The organism is Nonomuraea sp. NPDC049504, from assembly GCF_040676845.1.
GTDB lineage: Bacteria > Actinomycetota > Actinomycetes > Streptosporangiales > Streptosporangiaceae > Nonomuraea > Nonomuraea salmonea.
Window position 1 is genome coordinate 193,937 of record NZ_JBFAPT010000020.1, and the last position, 19,476, is coordinate 213,412.

A 19,476-nucleotide genomic window follows, 5' to 3' on the forward strand; every position below is an offset into this window, starting at 1 on the left:
ATGGCGCAGCGGCGCTTACTGGACGGGCTCGGTGTCACGGCGGCCGAGGAGACGGCCTACCGCGCCCTGCTGCGGCACGGCCCCGCCACGCTGAGCGAGCTGGCCACCGAGACCGGCTCGTCCGCCGCCGCCATCCGCCGCATGCTGCCCAGGCTGGAGGACCTCGGCCTCATCTCGCGCGTCGCCGGCCGCCCGCTCCGCCTCGTCGCGACGCCGCCGACCATCGCCATCGACATCCTCGTCGCGCGCCGCCAGGAGGAGCTGACCCACAGCAGGGCCGCCGCCGCGCTGCTCGCCACCGAGGTCGCCGAGCGCGGCGGGCCGCATCCCGAGGAGGTGCTCGAGGTGGTGACGGGGCGCGACGCCGTCGCCCGGCGCTACCTCCAGCTCGAACGCAACGCCACCAGGGAGCTGCTGGTGCTGGTGCATCCGCCGTACGCGGTGGACGTCAGCGACGACCAGGAGAACCTCCGCCGCGCCGCCCGCGGCGGCGCCCCCGTGACGCGCGGCATCTACAGCCCGCTCGCCTTCGAGCAGCCCGGCATGCTCGACCACACCCGCCGCGCCGTCGCGGACGGCGAGCAGGCCAGGCTCGGCTCGGTGCCCGTCAAGCTCGCCGTCGCCGACGCCCGCACCGCCATCCTCCCGCTGGTCTCCGACACGGACAAAGCCGTAGAAAGCGCCCTGGTCGTCCACCCCTCCGCCCTGCTGGACGCCCTGGTGGGCCTCTTCGAAACCCTGTGGCGCGCGGCCGTCCCGCTCCGTCTCTCAGCCGACAACCTCGAACCAGAATCCTGGCCCTCACCCCCGGACACGGAGGTGCTGGCTCTGCTGGCGGCCGGCCTGAAGGACGACGCCATAGCCCGCCAGCTGGGCCTCAGCCCCCGCACGGTGCAACGCCGCGTCCAAATGCTCGCCGAACGCCTGGGCGCCCGCACCCGCTTCCACGCCGGCTACCTGGCCGCCCAACACAACCTCCTCCCCAAGGACCCGTGATGACCAAGCCGGTCACGTACGTCCTCACCTAGGAGAACGAGCGCTGGGTCCCGCGCTGCCCCACCGGCGAGACCTTCGTCTTCGGCCGCTAGGTGATGAGGAGGCCGCCGTCCACGGCGAGGGTTACCCCGGTGATGTACGACGAGGCGTCGCCGGCCAGGAAGACGGCTGCAGCCACGAGTTCGGCGGGGTCGCCGGGGCGGCCCATGATGACGCGGGACTCCGTCATGCGTTCCAGGTAGCCCGGTTTGTACTGCTCGGTCATCTCCGAGGCGAAGAAGCCGGGCTCCAGGCAGTTGACCCGGATGCCGCGGCGGCCGGTCCACTGCTGGGCCAGGTCGCGGGTCAGGCCCACGACGCCGGCCTTCGAAGCGCTGTAGGCGGCCTGGGGCAGGCCGGCGGTGGTCTCGCCGAGGACGCTGCCGATGTTGACGATCGACGAGCCCGGCCGCATCACCCGCGCGCACGCCTGCGCCATCCAGTAGGTGCCGTGCAGGTTGATGTCGATGACCTGGCGGAACTCCTCGGGCGTCTCACGCAGCGCGGGCACGGCGGTGCCGACCCCCGCGTTGTTGATGAGCACGTCGACCGCGCCCATGCCCTCGACGGCGGCGGCCACCAGCGCGTCGCAGTCGTCCGGTTTGGACACGTCGGTCGGGACCGCCAGGCACCGGCGGCCGGTCTCCTCGACCAGCCGCCGGGTCTCGGCGAGACGATCGGCGCGGCGCGCGGCGATCACCACGTCGGCGCCGGCCTCCGCGAGGCCGCGGGCGAAGGCGACGCCGAGGCCCGCGGACGCGCCCGTGACGATCGCCACCTTGCCGTCGAGCCGGAACCGCTCCAGCACCGTTGACCGCCCTCCACCAGATCCGGAGCCCGGTTGAAAGCCCGGCCTAGAGCCCGTATTCCTTGACGATGCGCTCGTGCCGCTCGACCTCGACGTCGATCTCGCGCGCCAGGTCGAGCCAGGCCAGCGGGTGCACCCAGCGCTCGGTGGCGTCGTCGAGCAGCGCGTCGACCTCGGAGGGCGAGACGTTGGGCGGCACCGCGACCCAGCCGAAGACGCCCGGCAGCGACTCGCCGGTGGAGGGGTGGGTGATGGTGTAGTTCTCGTCGCTGTAGACCCACATCGGCCAGCCGCGCTCGGCCATGACCTCGGTGAACTCCGCCCAGTCCTCCTCGCTCGGCGCGGCGCCGTCGAAGAAGTAGCTGGTGTAGCCGCCGGGCCGCAGGATGCGCACCGCGGCGAAGGGCGGCACGAAGTTCTGCTGCTCCTGGGGGTCTTCGGGCACCGGCTCCAGCAGCTGCGGGTCGAAGACGACGAGGTCGCCGGCGTTGTAGTCCATGCCGCGCGGCTGCGGCAGGGCGAGCCTGGCGGTGGCCGGGCCGGTGCGGATGGACAGCACCTGGCGCTGGCCGCCGTCGGGGGCGGGCAGGATGAGCCTGATGAGGCCCATCTCCTCCTCGATCGGCCCCTCGGCGGACTTGATCGGCATGCCGATCTTGGCCGCGCCCTTGCGCACGGTCTCCCAGTCCTCGGCCGAGGTGGCCATGACGATCATGCGCCAGGTGTCCTCCTCGGTGAGCTCGTCGAGCACTTCGAGCAGCACCTGGGCGCCCCTGGCGTTCTGGTCGATCTGCTGGGCGGCGCCGGACAGCAGGCGGCGGGCGTCGATGCCGGCCCCGGCCGCGATGGCATGCTCGCCCGTCTCGACCGCCTCGGGCCAGCGCTCGCGGGCGCTGTGGAGGCGGGTGAGCGCGAGGTATTGGGCCGCGTGGGGCAGCATGGCGGCCATCTGCTCGAGCCGCTCGTCCTGGCGGGCCTCGATGAGCAGCGTGGTGAGGTAGGCGACGTCGTCACCGTCGGCGGTGGCGATCTCGCCGGTGTCGACCAGCTTCTTCCAGTAGATGTCGGCGCCGGTGGCGGGGTAGCCGAGGAAGCCGAGCGTGGTGGTGTGGCGGCGGGTGGCCTCGAGGTCGTCGCCGGACAGCGGGGCCAGCCAGCCCACCCACTTCTCGGGGTCGGCGTTGAAGCCGTCGGCGGCGTCGAACAGCCCGACGCGCTCCTCCAGCGGGCCGGGAGCGGCCGGCTCCTGCGCGCCGTCGGCGGCGGCGCGCAGCGCGGCGATGCGCTCGGCGAGCTCGCCGCTCTCGCGCAGCTCGGCGGTGCCGGACTCGGCGAGGTCGGCGAGCAGCCTGGCCTGCCACACGCCCTGCCGGCCGAGCGCCAGGTCGCCGGCGACCAGCGCCAGCTCGACGCGGGCGCGGTAGCCGCCCATCATGCCGAAGTAGTCGATCCACTGGCGCACGACGCGGCCGAGCTGCCAGGTGTTGGTGATCTGGGCGGAGCCGGCCAGCTTGCTGACCGCCTCGGTCCACTCGACCCACACGCGCGGGTGGTCGCCCACGACGTCGAGGTCGGGCAGCGCGTCGACGGACTCGGCGATGCGGCCGAGCGTGGCGAGGATGAGCGCCCTGCGCACGCCGTCGCGGTGCTCCTTGGCGACCGGGTCGTCGGGCTTGAACTCGGACGCGGCCTGCAGCGCGGTGAGCGCGTCTTCGGCGCGGCCCGCGGCCAGCAGCGCGCGGGCGCTCTCGGCGCCCAGCTCCCAGCTCGCCTCGCGGCCCGCCGTGCGCAGCCGCTCGACGGCGGACTCCGCGTAGGTGACGGCCTCGCCCGCCTTGCCGGCGTCGATGAGGGCCGCGACGTATTGCGTCGTGAGGCCGGAGAAGGCCGGGTTTTCCGGGCTCATGTCCTCGAGGAAGGCGCCCACGGTCTCGAGCCGCTCGGTGGCGTGGCCGGGGCCGTCGGCGTTGGCCCACGCGATGGCCATCGCCTCGGCCGCCGCCGGAGTCGCCGGGCACTCGCGCACGTCTTCGCGCTGAGCGAACGCCAGCAACTGCTTGGCGTCGTCGACCGCGACCGCGCCCTGGGCGCGGTCGCCGATGCGGCCGATCAGGTGCCAGTAGCGGGCGTAGAACTCGAGCCAGGGCAGCTCCAGAGCCTCCGCCTGCTGCGCGATGGCCGGAGCCATGACGTCGAGCTGCGGGTATCGGCCCTCGTAAGCCTGTGCGGGGAGGTCTCCCAGCGCCATGGCGAGGCCAACGTTGCCCGCCTCGGAAAGCTGCTGCTGGGTTTCGCCGACCCAGGCCCAGATGTCCACGTCCATGGGCAGTCAGTCTGCCAGGTCAACGAGCGTCCCCAAAACGCAGAAGCTCGATCAGCTCGTCCGATTCGGCGTCGGTGAGAACCGAGAACACCTCAGCCATGAGATCGTCGGTGTTCTCTTCCACCGCCGCGCGCCGCTTCACGACCTCCGGGCCCGGCCTCTCGTACGGCTCGGGCCAGGTGAAGAAGCGCGCGACGTCCTCGCCCGACGAGCGTCCCAGCGGCAGCGCGTCGTGCTCGGCGGCCAGGGTCGCCTCCAGGGGGTGCAGGCCGGCCGCGATCACGGCGTTGGCGTGCAGGCCGCCGCGCAGCTCGCGGACGACGTGCATGAGCTGGACGGCCCGGGCGGGCGGGTCGCCGGGCAGAGGCACGGCCCGCCAGCCCGCGAACAGCGGCGCCCCCACGGGCGAGGCCTGCTCGACGACCGGCTCCAGCAGCTCGGCGATCCTGGCGCAGCCCTCGTAGCCGCCGAGCTTGCGCCGCCCCCACTCCTGGCAGGCGGCGGCGTACAGCTCGACGGCGCGGTCCGCGGCCAGCTCGCGCCCGCCGTTCCAGCTCGCCTCGACGTGCTCGGGCGGGAAGAAGACGGCGACCGACGTGACGACGTCGGCCGCGCACTCGCCGAGCACGCCGCAGCGGCCCCGGAAGTACGCCTCGCGCGGGCCGAGCCCGTACTCGTCGCAGATGGCCTTGACCTCGCGCGAGATCATCCATCCGCCGCCGAACTGCCCGATGGGCGTCTTGACCCTGGCCGCCGTGGTGCGTGGGTGCGCCATGTCCACCTCTCAGTTCAGGAAGTGGACCCAGCATCCCCTAGCAGAACATCATTCTGCAATAGTCAGTTCGCCGCTCGCGATGATCACCGCCGGTCCCGACAGGTAGCTGGTGTCCTCGTCGAGGATCACCCTCAGCGTGCCGCCCAGCACCTCGATCGTCCACGTGCCCGTGGTGTCGCCGGTCAGCGCCGCCGCCGCGACCGCCGTGGCCACCGCGCCCGTGCCGCAGGCCCTGGTCTCACCCGAGCCGCGCTCGTAGACGCGCATGACCGCCCGGCTCGTGCCCACCGGGTTGAACAGCTCGATGTTGACCCCTGCGGGAAAGACGCCCGTGTCGAAACCGGGCTGGTGGTTGAGGTCGAGCTGCGCGACCGGGTCGCCGATCGAGCAGGCCAGGTGCGGGTTGCCCATGTCGACGTGGAGGCCGGTGTACTCCTGGTTACCCACCGACGCCGTGCTCTCGCCGTGGACGGAGGGCTTGCCCATGTCCACCGTGATGTCACCGTTCGGCTCGACGCGCACCCTGCGTACGCCGCCCCTCGTCGCCACGCCGAACTCCGTGCCGTGCACGAGCCCGGCGTCCACCAGGTAGCGGGCGAACACCCGCACGCCGTTGCCGCACATCTCGGCCATGCTGCCGTCGGAGTTGCGATAGTCCATGAACCACTCGGCCGCGGCCGCCTGGTCGGCCACCTCCGGGCTCTGCTTCGTGGGCGCCACGCGGAGCACGCCGTCGGCGCCGATGCCGGCCCTCCTGTCACAGATCTTCGCGACGAGCGAAGCCGACAGATCGACCTCACCGCCGGGATCAGGCAGGATGACGAAATCGTTCTCGGTGCCGTGCCCCTTGAGAAAGCGCATCTTAGGAGTTTATTCGTACGGGTGTCCGGCTATGAGAGCGAGGGATCGCTCAAGCAGGTCCGGGGCGTCGTACGCCAGCCACCGCACCCGCGGATCGCGGCGGAACCACGACTCCTGCCGGCGGGCGAAGCGCCTGGTCAGCCTGACCGTCTCGGCCTTCGCCTGCTCCTCGCTCCACTCCCCTTCGAGAAACTTGACGACCTGGGCGTAACCCAGCGCCCTGCTCGCCGTGCGGCCCTCGGCCAGGCCCTGGCCCAGCAGCGTGCGCACCTCGTCGACCAGCCCGGCCGCCCACATGCGCTCGACCCGCAGCTCGATCCGCTCGTCGAGCACCGGCCGTGGCACCTCGACGCCGATCTGCACGCTCGGATAGACCGCGTCGTACGACGGCATGGTCGCCGAGAACGGCCGGCCGGACAGCTCGATCACCTCCAGCGCCCGCACGACGCGGCGGCCGTTGGTCGGCAGGATCGCGGCGGCGGCGGCCGGGTCCTGCTCGCGCAGCCGCTCGTAGAGCGGCGCGGGGCCGCGCTCGGCCAGCTCCGCCTCCAGCCTGGCCCTGATCTCCGGCTCGGTGCCGGGGAACTCCAGGTCGTCGATGGCCGCCCGCACGTAGAGGCCGCTGCCGCCGACCAGCACGGGCACCTCGACGGCATCGAAGACGGCCCTGGCCAGCTTCTGGTACTCGGCCACGCTGGCGGTGACCGTGACGTCCCAGATGTCCAGCAGGTGGTGGGGCACCCCGCGGCGCTCGGCCGGGGTGAGCTTGGCCGTGCCGATGTCCATGCCGCGGTAGAGCTGCATGGAGTCGGCGTTGACGCACTCACCCCCCAGCCGGAGGGCGAGGTCGACGGCGAGATCGGACTTTCCTGCCGCCGTGGGACCCACGACGGCGATCACTGGCTGCTGGCGCACGGCGACAAGTCTGCTAGAGATCCAGCAGGGTCGGCTGCAGGTAGCCCTCGTGGGTCAGCAGCCACCGCTTGGTCTCGACGCCCTCGCCGCCGCTGAACCCGCCCAGCCCGTTGCCCGCCGCCACCACCCGGTGGCAGGGGATCACGATCGGGATCGGGTTGGAACCCATGATCGAGCCGATGCCTCTCGCGGGCACGCTGGAGCCCGCGAGCGCGGCCAGCTCGCCGTAGGTGACGGCGGTGCCGTACGGGACCTTGTGCAGCGCCTGGAGGACCCGCAGCCGCGAGCCCGACATCAGCCGCCAGTCGATCGGCGTCCCGAACGTCTTCAGCTCGCCCGCGAAATAAGCCTTCAGCTCGGCGACGGCGGAGGCCGTACGATCCGGGTCATGGACTTCAGCCAGATCGAGCCGGCCTGTCACCCTGGCGCGGGACCTCCAGCCCGACGCCACGAGGCCGTTCTCGGTCAGGGCCAGGACGAACGTGCCCACCGGCGTGGGCACCTCGGCGATGGCGACCGTCTCCTCGCTAGGGGTCATCGTGTCCTCACGTGAGCTCGTGGTGCTGGGAACGTCCAGCGCGGTTCCTACCCGACACCGTAACCACAACGGCTACCTCCTGCGCTGGGACGGCCAGGGCTTCCTGTTCGACCCTGGAGAGGGCACGCAGCGCCAGATGACGTACGCGGGCGTGAGCGCCAACGACGTCCACTGGATCTGCCTGACCCACTTCCACGGCGACCACTGCCTCGGCGTGCCGGGGATCGTGCAGCGGATCGCCCGCGACAAAGTACGCCATCCCGTCCGCGCCGTCTTCCCCGCCTCCGGCGAGACGTACTGGCGCAGGCTCCGCCACGCCGCCGCCTTCGCCGACACCGCGGTCATCTCCGAACATCCCGTCTCCGGCGACGTGTCCTCGGTCGGGCCGGTCATCGCGCGCCGGCTGTCCCATCCCGTCGAGTCGTACGGCTACCGCGTCCAGGAGCCCCTCGGCCGCCGCATGCTGCCGGAGAAGCTGGCCGCCCACGGCATCCGCGGGCCCGAGGTGGGCGAACTGCAGCGCACCGGGTCCGTACGCGGGGTCACGCTCGCCGAGTGCAGCGAGCCGAAACCGGGTCAGAGCGTGGCGTTCGTGATGGACACCCGGCTCTGCGACTCCGTCTTCGAGCTGGCCAACGGGGTCGACCTGCTGGTCATCGAGGCCACGTTCCTGTCATCAGAGGCGGCGCTGGCCAAGGAGTACGGGCACCTGACGGCGCTGGAGGCGGGGCTCGTGGCGGCCGACGCGGGGGTGCGGCGACTGGTGCTCACCCACTTCTCCGAGCGGTACGGATTCGACGACGAGCCGGCGTTCGTCGCGGAGGTGCGCAGGCACTTCGACGGCGAGGTGGTGCCGGCCCGCGACCTGACGCGCGTCCCCGTCCCCAAGCGCCGGCCCACCGCCTCCCAGGTCCTTCCAGGTCAGGCGAGCCAGGATCCGGCGAAGTAGCCGACGCCGTAGGGGGCGGTGGCCATGAGCAGCCGGCCCTCGTATGCGTGCGCCCCCGCCACCCCGGCCAGCACCTGGAGCGCGGCCCTGCCGCTCACCCACAGCCGGTCGGCCGACGCGGGGTCGAGGGTGGCCAGCGGCGCGGGGTCTCCGGTGGCGATGGCGTCGGCGATCCGGTCGTTGAGCGGGCCGGCCGCCTCGTCGTACCGGCCTGGTGCGCGCGGGCTCAGGCACGCCGAGCCGTCGGCCATCACCAGCAGCGCAACCCGGTCGCCGCCACCGGCCAGCTTCTCCCCCAGCGCCAGGCACTCCTCCGGCGCCGCGTCGAACGCCACCGACCGCAGGGCGTCCGGCGTCCGGTCGCCGAGCAGCAGCCGGGCGACGGTCAGCGACAGCGGCAGCACCGGCTCGCCGCCGCCCGGGGTCGCCAGCTCCACGCCCCAGGGGCGCAGGGTGCCCGCGGCGGTGCCGTCGTAGGAGGCCGTGGTCTCGGCCCCGCCCACCACGATCAGCGTGTCAGGACGGGCCTCGGCCAGCCCGGCGACGGCGGCGTGGCAGGCGGAGCGGAGGTCGGGCATATCGAGCACGACCAGCGGGGTTGGCGGGCAGACGGCCGCGGCGACAAGCACGCCGCAAGAGTACTCACGCCCCCCACCACCGCGCCCGGTGGGCCGATCTCGTCCCCGCCACGCCCTCAGTACGGACCTCGAGTGACGCGGGAGCCGAGAGCCACGCCCTCAGTACAGGCCACGAGTGACGCGGGGGCCGAGAGCCACGCCCTCAGTACAGGCCGCGGCCCTCAACCACCGCCTCCAGCAGCCCCTTCGTGTACGCCTGGGTCGCCTGGTGCAGCCCGCTGCCGAAGCTCACCCGCGCCACGCCCAGCTCCGCGAGCCGCCCGAGCGGCGGGACCCCGGGGGCGGACAGCACGTTGACCGGTCCGCCCACCTCGCTCACCAGCGCCCTGACCTCGTCCTCGCCGGTCGCGCCGATGGGGTACACGCAGTCGGCCCCCGCTTCCAGGTACCGCCGGCCCCGCCGCACGGCCTCCTCGCGTGACGGCCGTCCGGCGAGGTAGACGTCCACCCTGGCGTTGATCACCAGCCCAGGGCCCGCCGCCGCGCGCACCTCGGCGAGGAAGTCCGCCTGCTCCCCCGGATCGACCAGCTCGCCGGTGTCCGGCAGGGAGTCCTCCAGGTTGCAGCCGACGGCCCCGGTGGCGAGCAGCCGTTCGGCCAGCTCGGCGGGCTTGAGCCGGTAGCCGCGCTCGAAGTCGGCCGTCACGGGGACGTCCACGGCCGCCGCCACCCGGGCAACAGCGGCCAGCATCTCCGCTACGGGCGTCCGCTCGCCGTCCTCGTGACCGAGCGTGCGGGCCACCGCGGCGCTGCTGGTGGCCACCGCGGGAAACCCCGCCTGCCGTACGGCCCGCGCGGAGGCGGCGTCCCAGACGTTGGGCAGCACCAGCGGGCGTCCCGGCACGTGCAGCGCCCGCAGCACGGACGCTCTGTCAGTCGTCATACGCCGACCCTAGGCACCCGCCCGCCAGGAGCCGAAGGTCCAGTACGCCCCGGAATCGCCGAACCACTTTCGCCGGCCTCAACGGCCGCCCTCAAGGGTGAACGGTCCAAGGGCGGGTCAGCGCACGGCTGGAGGCCGAAGGAGGGTCAGCGGCCGCTCACATGGTGAGCCCCGGCCAGGCGGGGCTACGGGCGGGTCAGCGACCGCTCACAAGGCGAGCCGCCGCCGGGCGGGCCACGAGCCGGCCAGCGTCGCGCCTGGGGCCGGGGGAAGGGTCAGCAGCCGCTCTTGGAGCACTGGCCCGCGACCGTGCCCGCGGGGCCGTCGGCCGGGCTGTCGGAGGTGCCGCCGTTGCCCGAGGACTGCGGGGACTTCGCGGGGGACGAGACCGGCTTCTTGCCGTTGGTCGTCTTCTCGCCGGAGTCGCCGCGCGCGGCGTTGACGCCCTTCGAGCCGCTCTTGTCGGTGCCGGCCGGGTCGCCGCCACCGGTGCCGGGGTCGGCCACGTCGCCCACGCCGCCGTCGTCCACGGGAGCGTCGGCGGCCTGGTCCTTGGCGCCGTCGCCGGGCTCGTCGGTGGTGACGTCGCCCATGGTCGCGTCGTCGTCGCCCTGGAGATCGTCTCCCGGGCTCTGGGACGTCTGCGGCCCGGCGCCGCTCTGGGCGGCCTCACCGTCGTTCCCCGCCAGCAGGTAGCCGGCGCCACCGGCCGCGAGCAACGCGACGAGCGCCGAAGCGGCGAGGATCGTCGCCTTCTTGTTGTTCTTGGTCGATCTGTTTCTCTGCGGTCTATTTCGCGGATCGAGCCGGGCGTCTCCCGGCCCGGACAGGATCTCCTGGCGATCCGCCTGGTTCGGATCTTGCATGGCGCTACAGCTCCCTGCGGTCGTATCGGGGAAAGCTCACCGGCTTCCGCGGGTGATGGACCACACTAGCCGCAACAGCCTAATGCTCGCACAACAATCACAAAGGAATCACGACTTGTCCCCCCTTAGATCCATTTCCCCAGGTGGCCGCGCCCACCTCGCGCCCATGGCCGGAGTCTTCGGGGTACTGGTCACCGCGATGCTAGGGATTTTCCTAGCATTCACCGACTCGCGGGAACCATCTTCGCAAAGACCGCAGGGATTCGATCGGGAAACCCCGCTTTCCGTAAGATCGAATTCGTCTGAATCGCCACTCTCGGCGTCGATCACACCACAAACAGCCACACCCGCAGCGAGGCGGTCGAATGGAGCGATCCACTCATCGTCGCCCCGCCCGGCGTCGATCATGTTCGGCCCGCTGTCCCCACCCTGGATAGAACCGGTGCCGCCTTGGGACCCGGCCGCCGACCTTCTCCCGCCCTGGGAGACCCCGGCCGGGCGGCCCCTCCCGCCCCTCCCCTCGGCGGGCCCGCTGACGTCCCCGGTCCCCCCGACGTCCCCGGTCCCCCCGACGTCCGCGGTCCCCCCGACGTACAAGAAGCCGATCCTGCCCACCCCAGAAGCGCGCCCCCTCGTCCCACCTCAGAAGGCCCGCCCGCACGGCTCACCGGCCCCACAGGCGCCGCCCCAGCCACCCCCACCAGCAGAGCCGGCCCAGAACCCCGAACCGGCCCAGAAGCCCGGCATGCCCGACCCCTGCGCCACGTTCCACGACTTCCGCCGCGGCCCCTGCTACGACGTGCTCAACCGCCTCACCCGCTGACGGCCCAGGACACGGCAGAGGACACGGCAGAGGGCGGCACCGGAGAACCGGTACCGCCCTCGACGAAACGGATCAGTGCGCCGAGCAGCCCCCCGTGGCGGCGGGCAGCGGAGCGGGACGGCCGATGGTCGGCATGCCGAGCAGCACCCCCGGCGACGGGGCCCCGCCGCCCTGGCGAGCCTCCCAGGCGTCGCCGGCGCGGGTGCGCCGCACTCCGAGCACTGCCCCGTCGGCGACCAGGTGGTGCGGCGCCGCGTACGTCACCTCGACCGTCACCATGTCACCGGGCCGCGGCGTCTCGTCACCGACGGCGAAGTGCACGAGCCGGTTGTCCGCCGCGCGCCCGGACAGCCGCCTGGTGGCTTCGTCCTTGCGCCCCTCGCCCTCGGCGACCAGCACTTCGAGCGTGCGCCCGACCTGCTTCTTGTTCTCCTCCCACGAGATCTCCTCCTGCAGCGCGACGAGCCGCTCGTAGCGCTCCTGGACGACCTCCTTCGGCACCTGGTCGGCCATGGTGGCCGCCGGAGTGCCGGGGCGGATGGAGTATTGGAAGGTGAAGGCGTTGGCGAAGCGGCTCTGGCGTACGACGTCGAGGGTGGCCTGGAAGTCCTCCTCGGTCTCGCCGGGGAAGCCGACGATGATGTCGGTGGAGATGGCCGCGTCGGGCATGGCGGCGCGCACGCGCTCGATGATGCCGAGGTAGCGCTCGGCGCGGTAGGAGCGCCGCATGGCCCGCAGCACCCGGTCGGAACCCGACTGCAGCGGCATGTGGAGCTGGTGCATCACGTTGGGCGTCTCGGCCATCGCGGCGATGACGTCGTCGGTGAAGGCGGCCGGGTGGGGCGAGGTGAAGCGCACCCGCTCAAGACCCTCGATGCCGCCGCAGGAGCGCAGCAGCTTGCCGAAGGCCAGCCGGTCGCCGAACTCCACGCCGTAGGTGTTGACGTTCTGGCCCAGCAGCGTGACCTCGAGCACGCCCTGGTCGACCAGCGCCTGCACCTCGGCGAGGACGTCGCCGGGGCGGCGGTCCTTCTCCTTGCCGCGCAGCGACGGCACGATGCAGAACGTGCAGGTGTTGTTGCAGCCGACGGAGACGGACACCCAGGCGGCGTAGGCCGACTCGCGCTTGGTGGGCAGCGTCGAGGGGAAGACCTCGAGCGACTCCTTCAGCTCGACCTGCGACTCGCCCTCGATGCGCGCCCGCTCCAGCAGCACCGGCAGCGAGCCGATGTTGTGGGTGCCGAACACGACGTCGACCCACGGCGCCCGGCGGACGATCTCGCCCTGGTCCTTCTGTGCCAGGCAGCCCCCGACGGCGATCTGCATGCGGGGGTTGCCGGCCTTGGCCGGGCGGAGGTGGCCGAGGTTGCCGTAGAGGCGGTTGTCGGCGTTCTCCCGCACGGCGCACGTGTTGAACACGACCACGTCGGCCGTCTCGCCGTCGGGAGCGGGCACGTAGCCGGCCTCTTCCAGCAGACCGGACAGCCGCTCGGAGTCGTGGACGTTCATCTGGCACCCGTATGTGCGCACTTCGTATGTGCGGGCGCCCTCCTGGGTCACAGTCATGGCAGGTTCAAGGGTAGTCGCAGTCAGCCTTGACAAGGGCCGTACGGTTCTAAAAGGCCAGCTTGACGGCATGATGTGATCGGATCGGTACCGCTCGGTTAGTGCACAGCGTTCTAATGCCCTCTACGTTTTACTCCATGACGGAGAACGGCGACGCCACTCCACTGGTCCAGTTGGAGAACGTCAACAAGCACTTCGGGGCGTTGCACGTCCTGAAGAACATCAACTTGACCGTCTCTCGTGGCGAGGTCCTGGTCGTCATCGGCCCATCGGGCGGCGGTAAGTCCACTTTGTGCCGCACGATGAACCGGCTGGAGACGATCAGCGACGGAAAGATCATTTTCGACGGTCAGGTCCTGCCCGAGGAGGGCAAGGGGCTGGCGCGGCTGCGTTCCGAAGTCGGCATGGTCTTCCAGTCGTTCAACTTGTTCGCGCACAAGACCATCAGGGAGAACGTCACTCTCGGCCCGGTCAAGGTGCGCGGAGTCGCCAAGGACGCCGCGAACAAGCGCGCGATGGAGCTGCTCGAACGGGTGGGCATCGCCGCGCAGGCGGACAAATATCCGGCCCAGCTTTCCGGCGGCCAGCAGCAGCGGGTCGCCATCGCCAGGGCGCTGGCCATGGACCCGAAGATGATCCTGTTCGACGAGCCGACCTCCGCCCTCGACCCCGAGATGGTGCAAGAGGTGCTCGACGTCATGGTCGGGCTGGCCCGTGACGGGATGACCATGGTGGTCGTCACGCACGAGATGGGATTCGCCCGGAGGGCGGCCAACCGGGTGGTGTTCATGGCCGACGGGCAGATCGTGGAGGAGAACACCCCCGACGAGTTCTTCACCAACGCGCAGACGGACCGGGCGCGTGACTTCCTTTCGAAGATTCTCACGCACTGACAACCAAGGCAGGGAACACATGCACATGCGTCGAATGGGAGCAGTGCTCTCGGTGCTGGCGATGGCCGCCGGCCTCGCGGCCTGCGGCGGCGAGAGCGGCGGCGGTGGCGGCGACTACGCCACCGTGGCCGACAAGATCGCCGGGGGCGGCACCATTGTGGTCGGCACCAAGTGGGACCAGCCGAGCCTGGGCCTCAAGACGGGCAGCGAGCCCGAGGGTTTCGACGTCGACGTGGCCAAGGCCGTACTGAAGGAAGTGGCCGGCGGCAAGGACGTGAAGATCGAATGGAAGGAGTCCGCCTCCTCCAACCGTGAGCCGTTCCTGCAGAACGGCACGGTCGACATCATCTTCGCCACCTACTCCATCACCGAGGAGCGCAAGGGCAAGGTCACCTTCGGCGGCCCCTACGTCGTGGCGCACCAGGACGTGATGGTCCGCAAGGACGACACCTCCATCAACGCCCCGCAGGACCTCAAGGGCAAGAAGATCTGCAAGGCCGCGGGCTCCAACTCGTACAAGCGGATCACCGACCCGCCGCCGGACGGTGAGCTCGACATCGACGCCACCACCGTCGACGCCGCCAACTACTCCGAGTGCGTGCAGAAGCTGAGCGGCAGCAACCTCGACGCGGTCACCACCGACGACCTGATCCTGGCGGGCTTCGCCAAGCAGGCCGGCGGCAACTTCAAGGTGCTCGGCCAGGGCTTCACCGACGAGAAGTACGGCGTCGGCCTGAAGAAGGGCGACACCAAGACGTGCGAGGCCGTGAACACGGCGGTCAAGAAGCTGTGGGACGACGGCACCATGAAGCAGCTGCTGGACAAGTGGTTCGGCGGCATCCAGGGCCTCAACCTCTCGACGCAGGCGCCGCCGGCCGAGGGCTGCGCCTGATCTCACCAATAGCGGCGGCCGGATGACCGGCCGCCGCTGCCTATGCGGTGGAGCACAATGGACGAACTCATCAAGTACGCCCCCGACCTCGGGCTGGGATTCCTGGAGAACGTCAAGCTCTCCCTCGTGTCCGCGGTCGCCTCCCTGATCCTCGGCACGATTCTGGTGGCGATGCGGGTCTCCCCCACCCCGGTCCTGCGTGCGGCCGGGACGATCTACGTCAACGTGGTGCGCAACACCCCGCTGACGCTGGTGCTGGCGTTCTCCGCGCTGGGCCTGAGCGACCAGCTCGGCCTGGTGTTCTCCGAGACGCCGACGACCAACTCGTTCTGGATCGTGTCGATGGGGCTGTCGGTCTACACCGCGGCCTTCGTCTGCGAGGCGCTGCGCGCCGGCGTGAACACGGTGCCGATGGGCCAGGCGGAGGCGGCCAGGGCGATCGGGCTGACGTTCATGCAGTCGCTGACGATGATCATCCTGCCTCAGGCGTTCCGCGCGGTCATCGCGCCGCTGGGCAGCGTGATGATCGCCATGATCAAGAACACCACGGTCGCGACGGCCGGTGGTTTCCTCCTCGACTCTGCGGCGGTCATGAAGATCACCTTTGACACGACCGGCGCGTCGATCCCGATCTTCCTCGGCATCATCGTCGCGTTCATGGCACTGACCATGCCGATCGGCTTCTTCACCGGTTGGCTGTCGCGGCGGCTGGCGGTGGTCCGATGAGCACCTCCGTACTCTTCGACGCCCCCGGGCCGCGCGGGCGGTTGCGCAACCACGGGCTGACCGTGATCAGCGTCATCGCGGTGCTCGCCGTCCTGTACGGCGTCTACCGCGGCTTCGACGCCAAGGGCCAGTTCGAGGGCAAGATCTGGCAGCCGTTCCTGGAGTGGAACACCTGGCAGGTCTTCATCATCCCGGGTCTGATCGGCACACTGCGCGCGGCGGCCGTGGCCGCGGTGCTGGCACTGGCGTTCGGCGCGATCTTCGGTCTGGCCCGGCTCTCCGACCACGCCTGGATCCGCATCCCGGCGGGCGTCGTGGTCGAGGTCTTCCGGGCGATCCCGCTGCTGCTGCTGATCTTCTTCATCTTCTACCTGGCGCCCACGCTGTTCGGCGGCGGCGACTACGCGTTCGCGGCCGTCGTGCTCGGCCTCACGCTCTACAACGGATCGGTGCTCGCCGAGGTCGTCAGGGCCGGCGTGCACGCGGTGCCCAAGGGGCAGTCTGAGGCGGCGTACGCGGTCGGCATGCGCAAGAACCAGGTGCTGCGGCTGGTGCTGCTGCCGCAGGCCATCACGGCGATGATGCCGGCGATCGTCAGCCAGCTCGTGGTGCTGCTGAAGGACACCGCGCTCGGCTACATCATCGCCTACGTCGACCTGCTCAACACCGGCTTCAAGATCCTGCCTGCCGCGTTCTTCGGCTCGCTGATCCCGGCGGCGATCGTGATCGGCATCATCTACGTGGCGCTCAACCTGGTGCTCAGCTATCTGGCCACCTGGCTGGAGCGGCGCAGCCGGCGCAGCAAGAAGACGGCGGCGCGGCCCGTCGCGGCGCCCGGCTCCGCCGAGGTGGGCGTGGCCGCGGGCCAGGGCACCGAAGGTGGTGGCCTGGCGCCCGACCGTCCCGTGGAATGACCCCTGTCGACGGAGCCCCGGCGAATCCCTCGCCGGGGCTTCGTCGCTTTACCCAGAGATGTCCCACGCCGGGTTACCGCTGCGCCCTTCTGGTTAGCCGTAGACCATGCGTGGGGTGGTGCTCGCGGCAGCGGCCGTGACGCTGGGCCTGGCCGCGTGCGGCGGCGTGGGGCGGCCCGCGACCGTCGTCGACAAGATCAAGGACACCGGCACGGTCGTCGTCGGCACCAAATGGGACCAGCCTGGCCTCGCCCTGCGCACCGGCAGCGGCGACCCGCAGGGCTTCGACGTGGACGTCGCCCGCTACCTCGTCCGCCACCTGTCCGGCGGCGCCGAGGTCGCCATCACCTGGCGCGAGTCGCCGTCGTCCACCCGCGAGTCGCTGCTGCAGAACGGCACCGTGGACCTGATCGTGGCCTCGTACTCGATCACCGAGTCCCGCAAGCCCAAGGTGACGTTCGGCGGGCCGTACGTGATCGTCAGCCAGGACACCATGGTCCGCGCCGGCGACACCCGCATCCGCCACGTGAGCGACCTGCGCGGCAAGCGGATCTGCCTGGCCGAGGGGTCGAACTCGTACCGGCGGATCGTGGACCCGCCGCCCGACGGCAAGCTCGACCTGCCCGCGCAGCTCGTGCCCGCCGTCAACTACTCCGCCTGCGTGCGCAAGCTCGCCGCCAACCTGCTCGACGCCGTCAGCACCGAGAACCTCGCCCTGGCCGGGTACGTCGAGCGCGAACCAGGCCGGTTCCGGCTGCTCAACGAGCCGATCAGCGACGAGCAGTGGGGGGTGGGGCTGAAGCAGGGCGACGTCGAGACCTGCGCGGCCGTCAACCGGGCCATCACCGCCATGTGGCGGGACGGGACGGCCGACCGGCTGCTGCGCAAATGGTTCGGCCACTCCCACCTGACGCTCCCGCAAGGCCCACCCCGCTCCGCCGGCTGCCCCTGATCCACCTGAGGCCCCCGCCTCTATGAGTCCCCCAGACCCGCACCCCCGTGAGGTCGCCGCCTCGCCCCTGACCCGCACCCACGAGGCCGTCCCCTCGCCCCTGACCCGCACCCCACGAGGCCGTCCCCTCGCCCCTGACCCGCACCCCACGAGGTCATCCCCTCGCCCCTGACCCGCGCGTCCATGCGCGCGTGCCGGGGGCTCTCACCTTGGGCTCCCGGTCCGGGTGATCTCGGGGAACGGGCGCTGAACTGTGAGGACCGGCCCGCACTCCCGGCGATCTTCCGGCAGGATGCGGGTATGCCTTTCTGGCCCTCCCCCATTTCGACCAGAGACGTGGCCGCTTCGGGCGTCCGTCCCGGCTGGCCCACGGCCCGCGACGGCCGGGTGTGGTGGACCGAGGACCGCCCCGACGAGGGCGGGCGCACCACGATCGTGCGCCGCGACGCCGACGGCACCCGCCGTGACCTGCTGCCCGCGCCGTGGTGCGCGCGCACCCGGGTCCACGAGTACGGCGGCCGCCCCTATGCGCTGACCCCGTCGGGCGACGTCGTGTTCGCCAACCTCAAGGACCAGCGCCTCTACGTTCTGGGCGAAAACGGCGAACCGAAACCCCTCACGGAGGAGGACGGCCGCTACGCCGACCTGGTGGCGCGCGACGGCCAGGTGTGGTGCGTACGCGAGCGGCACGCCGAGGACGGCAAGGTCACCAGGGCCGTCGTCGCGATCCCGCTCGACGGCGGCGATGTGCGCGAATGGGCCATCGGCAGCGACTTCTACGCATCCCCCACCTTGTCCCCCGACGGGCGGCATCTCGCCTACGTCTGCTGGAACCACCCCCGCATGCCCTGGGACGGCACCGAACTACGCGTCACCCGCCTCTCCGACGGCGAGACGTGGACCGTGCGCGGCGGCGCCGACGAATCCGTGCTGTCGCCCTGCTGGAAGGACGACTCCCGGCTCTACCTCGTCTCCGACGCCTCCGGCTGGTGGAACCTCTACGAGATCGGCCTGCGCGGCGAAGGGGCGCGGGCGTTGTGCCCGGCCGACGAGGAGTTCACGCTGCCGCCGTGGCGGCTGGGCGGCATGCCGTACGCCGTGCTCGGCGACGGCCGGCTCGCGGTCCTGCACGGGCGCGGCGACCTGCGGCTCGGCCTGCTCGACCCGGCGCGCGGCACACTCACCGACCTGGAGACGCCCTGCACCGGCTGGGACGCGGCCCTGACCGCCGACGGCTCCGAAGTGACCGGCATCGGCTACGCCGCCACGACGCCCCGCTCGGTCGTCACCGTCGACACCGCGACGGGCGCTCACGAGCGGCTCACCGGCGACTCCGCCGCCCTGCCCGACCCCGCCTACCTGCCGGCGCCCCGGGCCGTGCGCGTGGGAGGCGACGTCCACGCCTACCTCTACCCGCCGCACGCCGAGGCCGCGGGCGACGGCCCGTCCCCCTACGTGATCTTCGTGCACGGCGGCCCGACCGCCCACGCCGACACCGGGCTCGACCTGGAGAAGGCGTTCCTGACCTCGCGCGGCATCGGCGTCCTCGACGTCAACTACGGCGGCTCGACCGGCTACGGCAGGGCCTACCGCGACCGGCTCAAGGGCCAGTGGGGGCTGGTCGACGTCGCCGACACGGTCGCCGCCGCCGAATGGCTGGCCGCCGAGGGCCTGGCCGACCCGGGCAAGATCGCCGTACGCGGCGGCAGCGCGGGCGGCTGGACCGTGATGGCCGCGTGCTGCCGGTCGGACGTGTTCGCGGGCGGGGTGTCGTACTACGGGGTCAGCGCGCTCGGCCCGCTCAACGCCCACACGCACGACTTCGAGTCACGGTACGTGGAGTGGCTGGTCGGCCCGGAGGACCCCGAGGTCTACGCCGGCCGCGAACCCCTCGCCCTCGTCGACGGCGTCACCTGCCCCATGCTGCTCCTCCAGGGCCTCGACGACCCCGTCGTGCCGCCCCAGCAGTCGACGGCCTTCTCCGACGCCCTGTCCGAGCGTGGGGTGCCGTGCACGTACCTCGCGTTCGAGGGCGAGTCGCACGGCTTCCGCCGCACCGAGACCCGCGTCGCCGCGCTCGCCGCCGAGCTGGCCTTCTACCAGCAGCTCTTCGCCTGAG

The 19,476-nt window shown here is 71.5% G+C and carries 18 protein-coding genes; 8 read left to right on the forward strand and 10 right to left on the reverse strand.

Translation table 11 applies throughout. The features are described from left to right. Nucleotides 1-996, forward strand: coding sequence for a helix-turn-helix domain-containing protein (locus tag AB0K28_RS33400; protein ID WP_364377802.1), 996 nt, complete (start codon nt 1-3; stop codon nt 994-996). An 88-nt stretch (nt 997-1,084) separates the two neighbouring features. Here AB0K28_RS33400 and AB0K28_RS33405 read toward each other — a convergent pair whose 3' ends face one another. From AB0K28_RS33405 to AB0K28_RS33430, 6 genes are read right to left on the reverse strand one after another with little or no spacing between them, the layout of a single operon-like run. Further along, nucleotides 1,085-1,843, reverse strand: coding sequence for an SDR family oxidoreductase (locus AB0K28_RS33405; RefSeq protein WP_345398949.1), 759 nt, complete (start codon nt 1,841-1,843; stop codon nt 1,085-1,087). Nucleotides 1,844-1,889: 46 nt separating this feature from the next. Next, a complete protein-coding gene (locus tag AB0K28_RS33410; RefSeq protein WP_364377805.1) occupies nt 1,890-4,166 on the reverse strand; it encodes a tetratricopeptide repeat protein in 2,277 nt (758 codons plus the stop codon). A gap of 19 nt (nt 4,167-4,185) precedes the next feature. Further along, nucleotides 4,186-4,941 (reverse strand): hypothetical protein, encoded by a 756-nt coding sequence (locus tag AB0K28_RS33415; protein WP_364377807.1) that lies wholly within the window; start codon nt 4,939-4,941, stop codon nt 4,186-4,188. Between the two features lie 48 nt (nt 4,942-4,989). After that, nucleotides 4,990-5,802: a diaminopimelate epimerase gene (gene dapF / locus AB0K28_RS33420; protein ID WP_364377809.1), complete on the reverse strand. Its 813-nt coding sequence runs from the start codon at nt 5,800-5,802 to the stop codon at nt 4,990-4,992. 9 nt (nt 5,803-5,811) lie between these two features. Continuing rightward, on the reverse strand, nt 5,812-6,717 hold the full coding sequence (gene miaA, locus AB0K28_RS33425; protein WP_364377811.1) for a tRNA (adenosine(37)-N6)-dimethylallyltransferase MiaA: 906 nt from the start codon (nt 6,715-6,717) through the stop codon (nt 5,812-5,814). 13 nt (nt 6,718-6,730) lie between these two features. Further along, nucleotides 6,731-7,255 carry a methylated-DNA--[protein]-cysteine S-methyltransferase gene (locus tag AB0K28_RS33430; RefSeq protein WP_345398937.1) on the reverse strand — a complete coding sequence of 175 codons (525 nt, stop codon included), beginning with the start codon at nt 7,253-7,255 and terminating at the stop codon, nt 6,731-6,733. A gap of 1 nt (nt 7,256) precedes the next feature. On the opposite strand from AB0K28_RS33430, the gene AB0K28_RS33435 reads away from it, so the two are divergent. Beyond that, nucleotides 7,257-8,204 carry a ribonuclease Z gene (locus AB0K28_RS33435; RefSeq protein ID WP_364377814.1) on the forward strand — a complete coding sequence of 316 codons (948 nt, stop codon included), beginning with the start codon at nt 7,257-7,259 and terminating at the stop codon, nt 8,202-8,204. Here AB0K28_RS33435 and AB0K28_RS33440 read toward each other — a convergent pair. From AB0K28_RS33440 to miaB, 4 genes are all read right to left on the reverse strand, one after another. Further along, complete coding sequence (locus tag AB0K28_RS33440) at nt 8,177-8,833, reverse strand: hypothetical protein (RefSeq protein ID WP_364377816.1); 657 nt, start codon at nt 8,831-8,833, stop codon at nt 8,177-8,179. The genes AB0K28_RS33435 and AB0K28_RS33440 overlap by 28 nt on opposite strands. Before the next feature lie 151 nt (nt 8,834-8,984). Beyond that, nucleotides 8,985-9,725 (reverse strand): isocitrate lyase/phosphoenolpyruvate mutase family protein, encoded by a 741-nt coding sequence (locus AB0K28_RS33445; protein ID WP_364377818.1) that lies wholly within the window; start codon nt 9,723-9,725, stop codon nt 8,985-8,987. Nucleotides 9,726-10,000: 275 nt separating this feature from the next. Further along, on the reverse strand, nt 10,001-10,591 hold the full coding sequence (locus AB0K28_RS33450; RefSeq protein ID WP_364377820.1) for a hypothetical protein: 591 nt from the start codon (nt 10,589-10,591) through the stop codon (nt 10,001-10,003). An 895-nt stretch (nt 10,592-11,486) separates the two neighbouring features. Continuing rightward, complete coding sequence (miaB, locus tag AB0K28_RS33455; RefSeq protein WP_364377822.1) at nt 11,487-12,980, reverse strand: tRNA (N6-isopentenyl adenosine(37)-C2)-methylthiotransferase MiaB; 1,494 nt, start codon at nt 12,978-12,980, stop codon at nt 11,487-11,489. A gap of 137 nt (nt 12,981-13,117) precedes the next feature. On the opposite strand from miaB, the gene AB0K28_RS33460 reads away from it, so the two are divergent. The 6 genes from AB0K28_RS33460 to AB0K28_RS33485 all read left to right on the forward strand — a co-directional run bounded on the left by AB0K28_RS33460 (nt 13,118) and on the right by AB0K28_RS33485 (nt 19,475). Then, nucleotides 13,118-13,873: an amino acid ABC transporter ATP-binding protein gene (locus AB0K28_RS33460; protein ID WP_355431948.1), complete on the forward strand. Its 756-nt coding sequence runs from the start codon at nt 13,118-13,120 to the stop codon at nt 13,871-13,873. A gap of 34 nt (nt 13,874-13,907) precedes the next feature. Beyond that, entirely contained in the window at nt 13,908-14,765 is an 858-nt protein-coding gene (locus AB0K28_RS33465; protein ID WP_364377825.1) for a glutamate ABC transporter substrate-binding protein, read from the forward strand. Nucleotides 14,766-14,822: 57 nt separating this feature from the next. After that, nucleotides 14,823-15,491 carry an amino acid ABC transporter permease gene (locus AB0K28_RS33470; RefSeq protein WP_364377827.1) on the forward strand — a complete coding sequence of 223 codons (669 nt, stop codon included), beginning with the start codon at nt 14,823-14,825 and terminating at the stop codon, nt 15,489-15,491. Beyond that, entirely contained in the window at nt 15,488-16,405 is a 918-nt protein-coding gene (locus AB0K28_RS33475; RefSeq protein WP_345398910.1) for an amino acid ABC transporter permease, read from the forward strand. Before AB0K28_RS33470 ends, AB0K28_RS33475 begins: the two co-directional genes overlap by 4 nt. A gap of 106 nt (nt 16,406-16,511) precedes the next feature. Next, nucleotides 16,512-17,357, forward strand: coding sequence for a glutamate ABC transporter substrate-binding protein (locus AB0K28_RS33480; protein WP_364377829.1), 846 nt, complete (start codon nt 16,512-16,514; stop codon nt 17,355-17,357). Nucleotides 17,358-17,657: 300 nt separating this feature from the next. Next, complete coding sequence (locus AB0K28_RS33485; RefSeq protein ID WP_364377831.1) at nt 17,658-19,475, forward strand: prolyl oligopeptidase family serine peptidase; 1,818 nt, start codon at nt 17,658-17,660, stop codon at nt 19,473-19,475. Nucleotide 19,476: the final 1 nt, after the last annotated feature.

Coding starts and splice junctions, on each gene's coding strand:
- AB0K28_RS33465 (WP_364377825.1), top strand. CDS start 13,908: ATGGGAGCAGTGCTCTCGGTGCTGGCGATGGCCGCCGGCCTCGCGGCC.
- AB0K28_RS33410 (WP_364377805.1), bottom strand. CDS start 4,166: ATGGACGTGGACATCTGGGCCTGGGTCGGCGAAACCCAGCAGCAGCTT.
- AB0K28_RS33430 (WP_345398937.1), bottom strand. CDS start 7,255: ATGACCCCTAGCGAGGAGACGGTCGCCATCGCCGAGGTGCCCACGCCG.
- AB0K28_RS33445 (WP_364377818.1), bottom strand. CDS start 9,725: ATGACGACTGACAGAGCGTCCGTGCTGCGGGCGCTGCACGTGCCGGGA.
- AB0K28_RS33460 (WP_355431948.1), top strand. CDS start 13,118: ATGACGGAGAACGGCGACGCCACTCCACTGGTCCAGTTGGAGAACGTC.
- miaB (WP_364377822.1), bottom strand. CDS start 12,980: ATGACTGTGACCCAGGAGGGCGCCCGCACATACGAAGTGCGCACATAC.
- AB0K28_RS33400 (WP_364377802.1), top strand. CDS start 1: ATGGCGCAGCGGCGCTTACTGGACGGGCTCGGTGTCACGGCGGCCGAG.
- AB0K28_RS33485 (WP_364377831.1), top strand. CDS start 17,658: ATGCCTTTCTGGCCCTCCCCCATTTCGACCAGAGACGTGGCCGCTTCG.
- AB0K28_RS33470 (WP_364377827.1), top strand. CDS start 14,823: ATGGACGAACTCATCAAGTACGCCCCCGACCTCGGGCTGGGATTCCTG.
- AB0K28_RS33475 (WP_345398910.1), top strand. CDS start 15,488: ATGAGCACCTCCGTACTCTTCGACGCCCCCGGGCCGCGCGGGCGGTTG.
- AB0K28_RS33415 (WP_364377807.1), bottom strand. CDS start 4,941: ATGGCGCACCCACGCACCACGGCGGCCAGGGTCAAGACGCCCATCGGG.
- AB0K28_RS33480 (WP_364377829.1), top strand. CDS start 16,512: ATGCGTGGGGTGGTGCTCGCGGCAGCGGCCGTGACGCTGGGCCTGGCC.
- dapF (WP_364377809.1), bottom strand. CDS start 5,802: ATGCGCTTTCTCAAGGGGCACGGCACCGAGAACGATTTCGTCATCCTG.
- AB0K28_RS33450 (WP_364377820.1), bottom strand. CDS start 10,591: ATGCAAGATCCGAACCAGGCGGATCGCCAGGAGATCCTGTCCGGGCCG.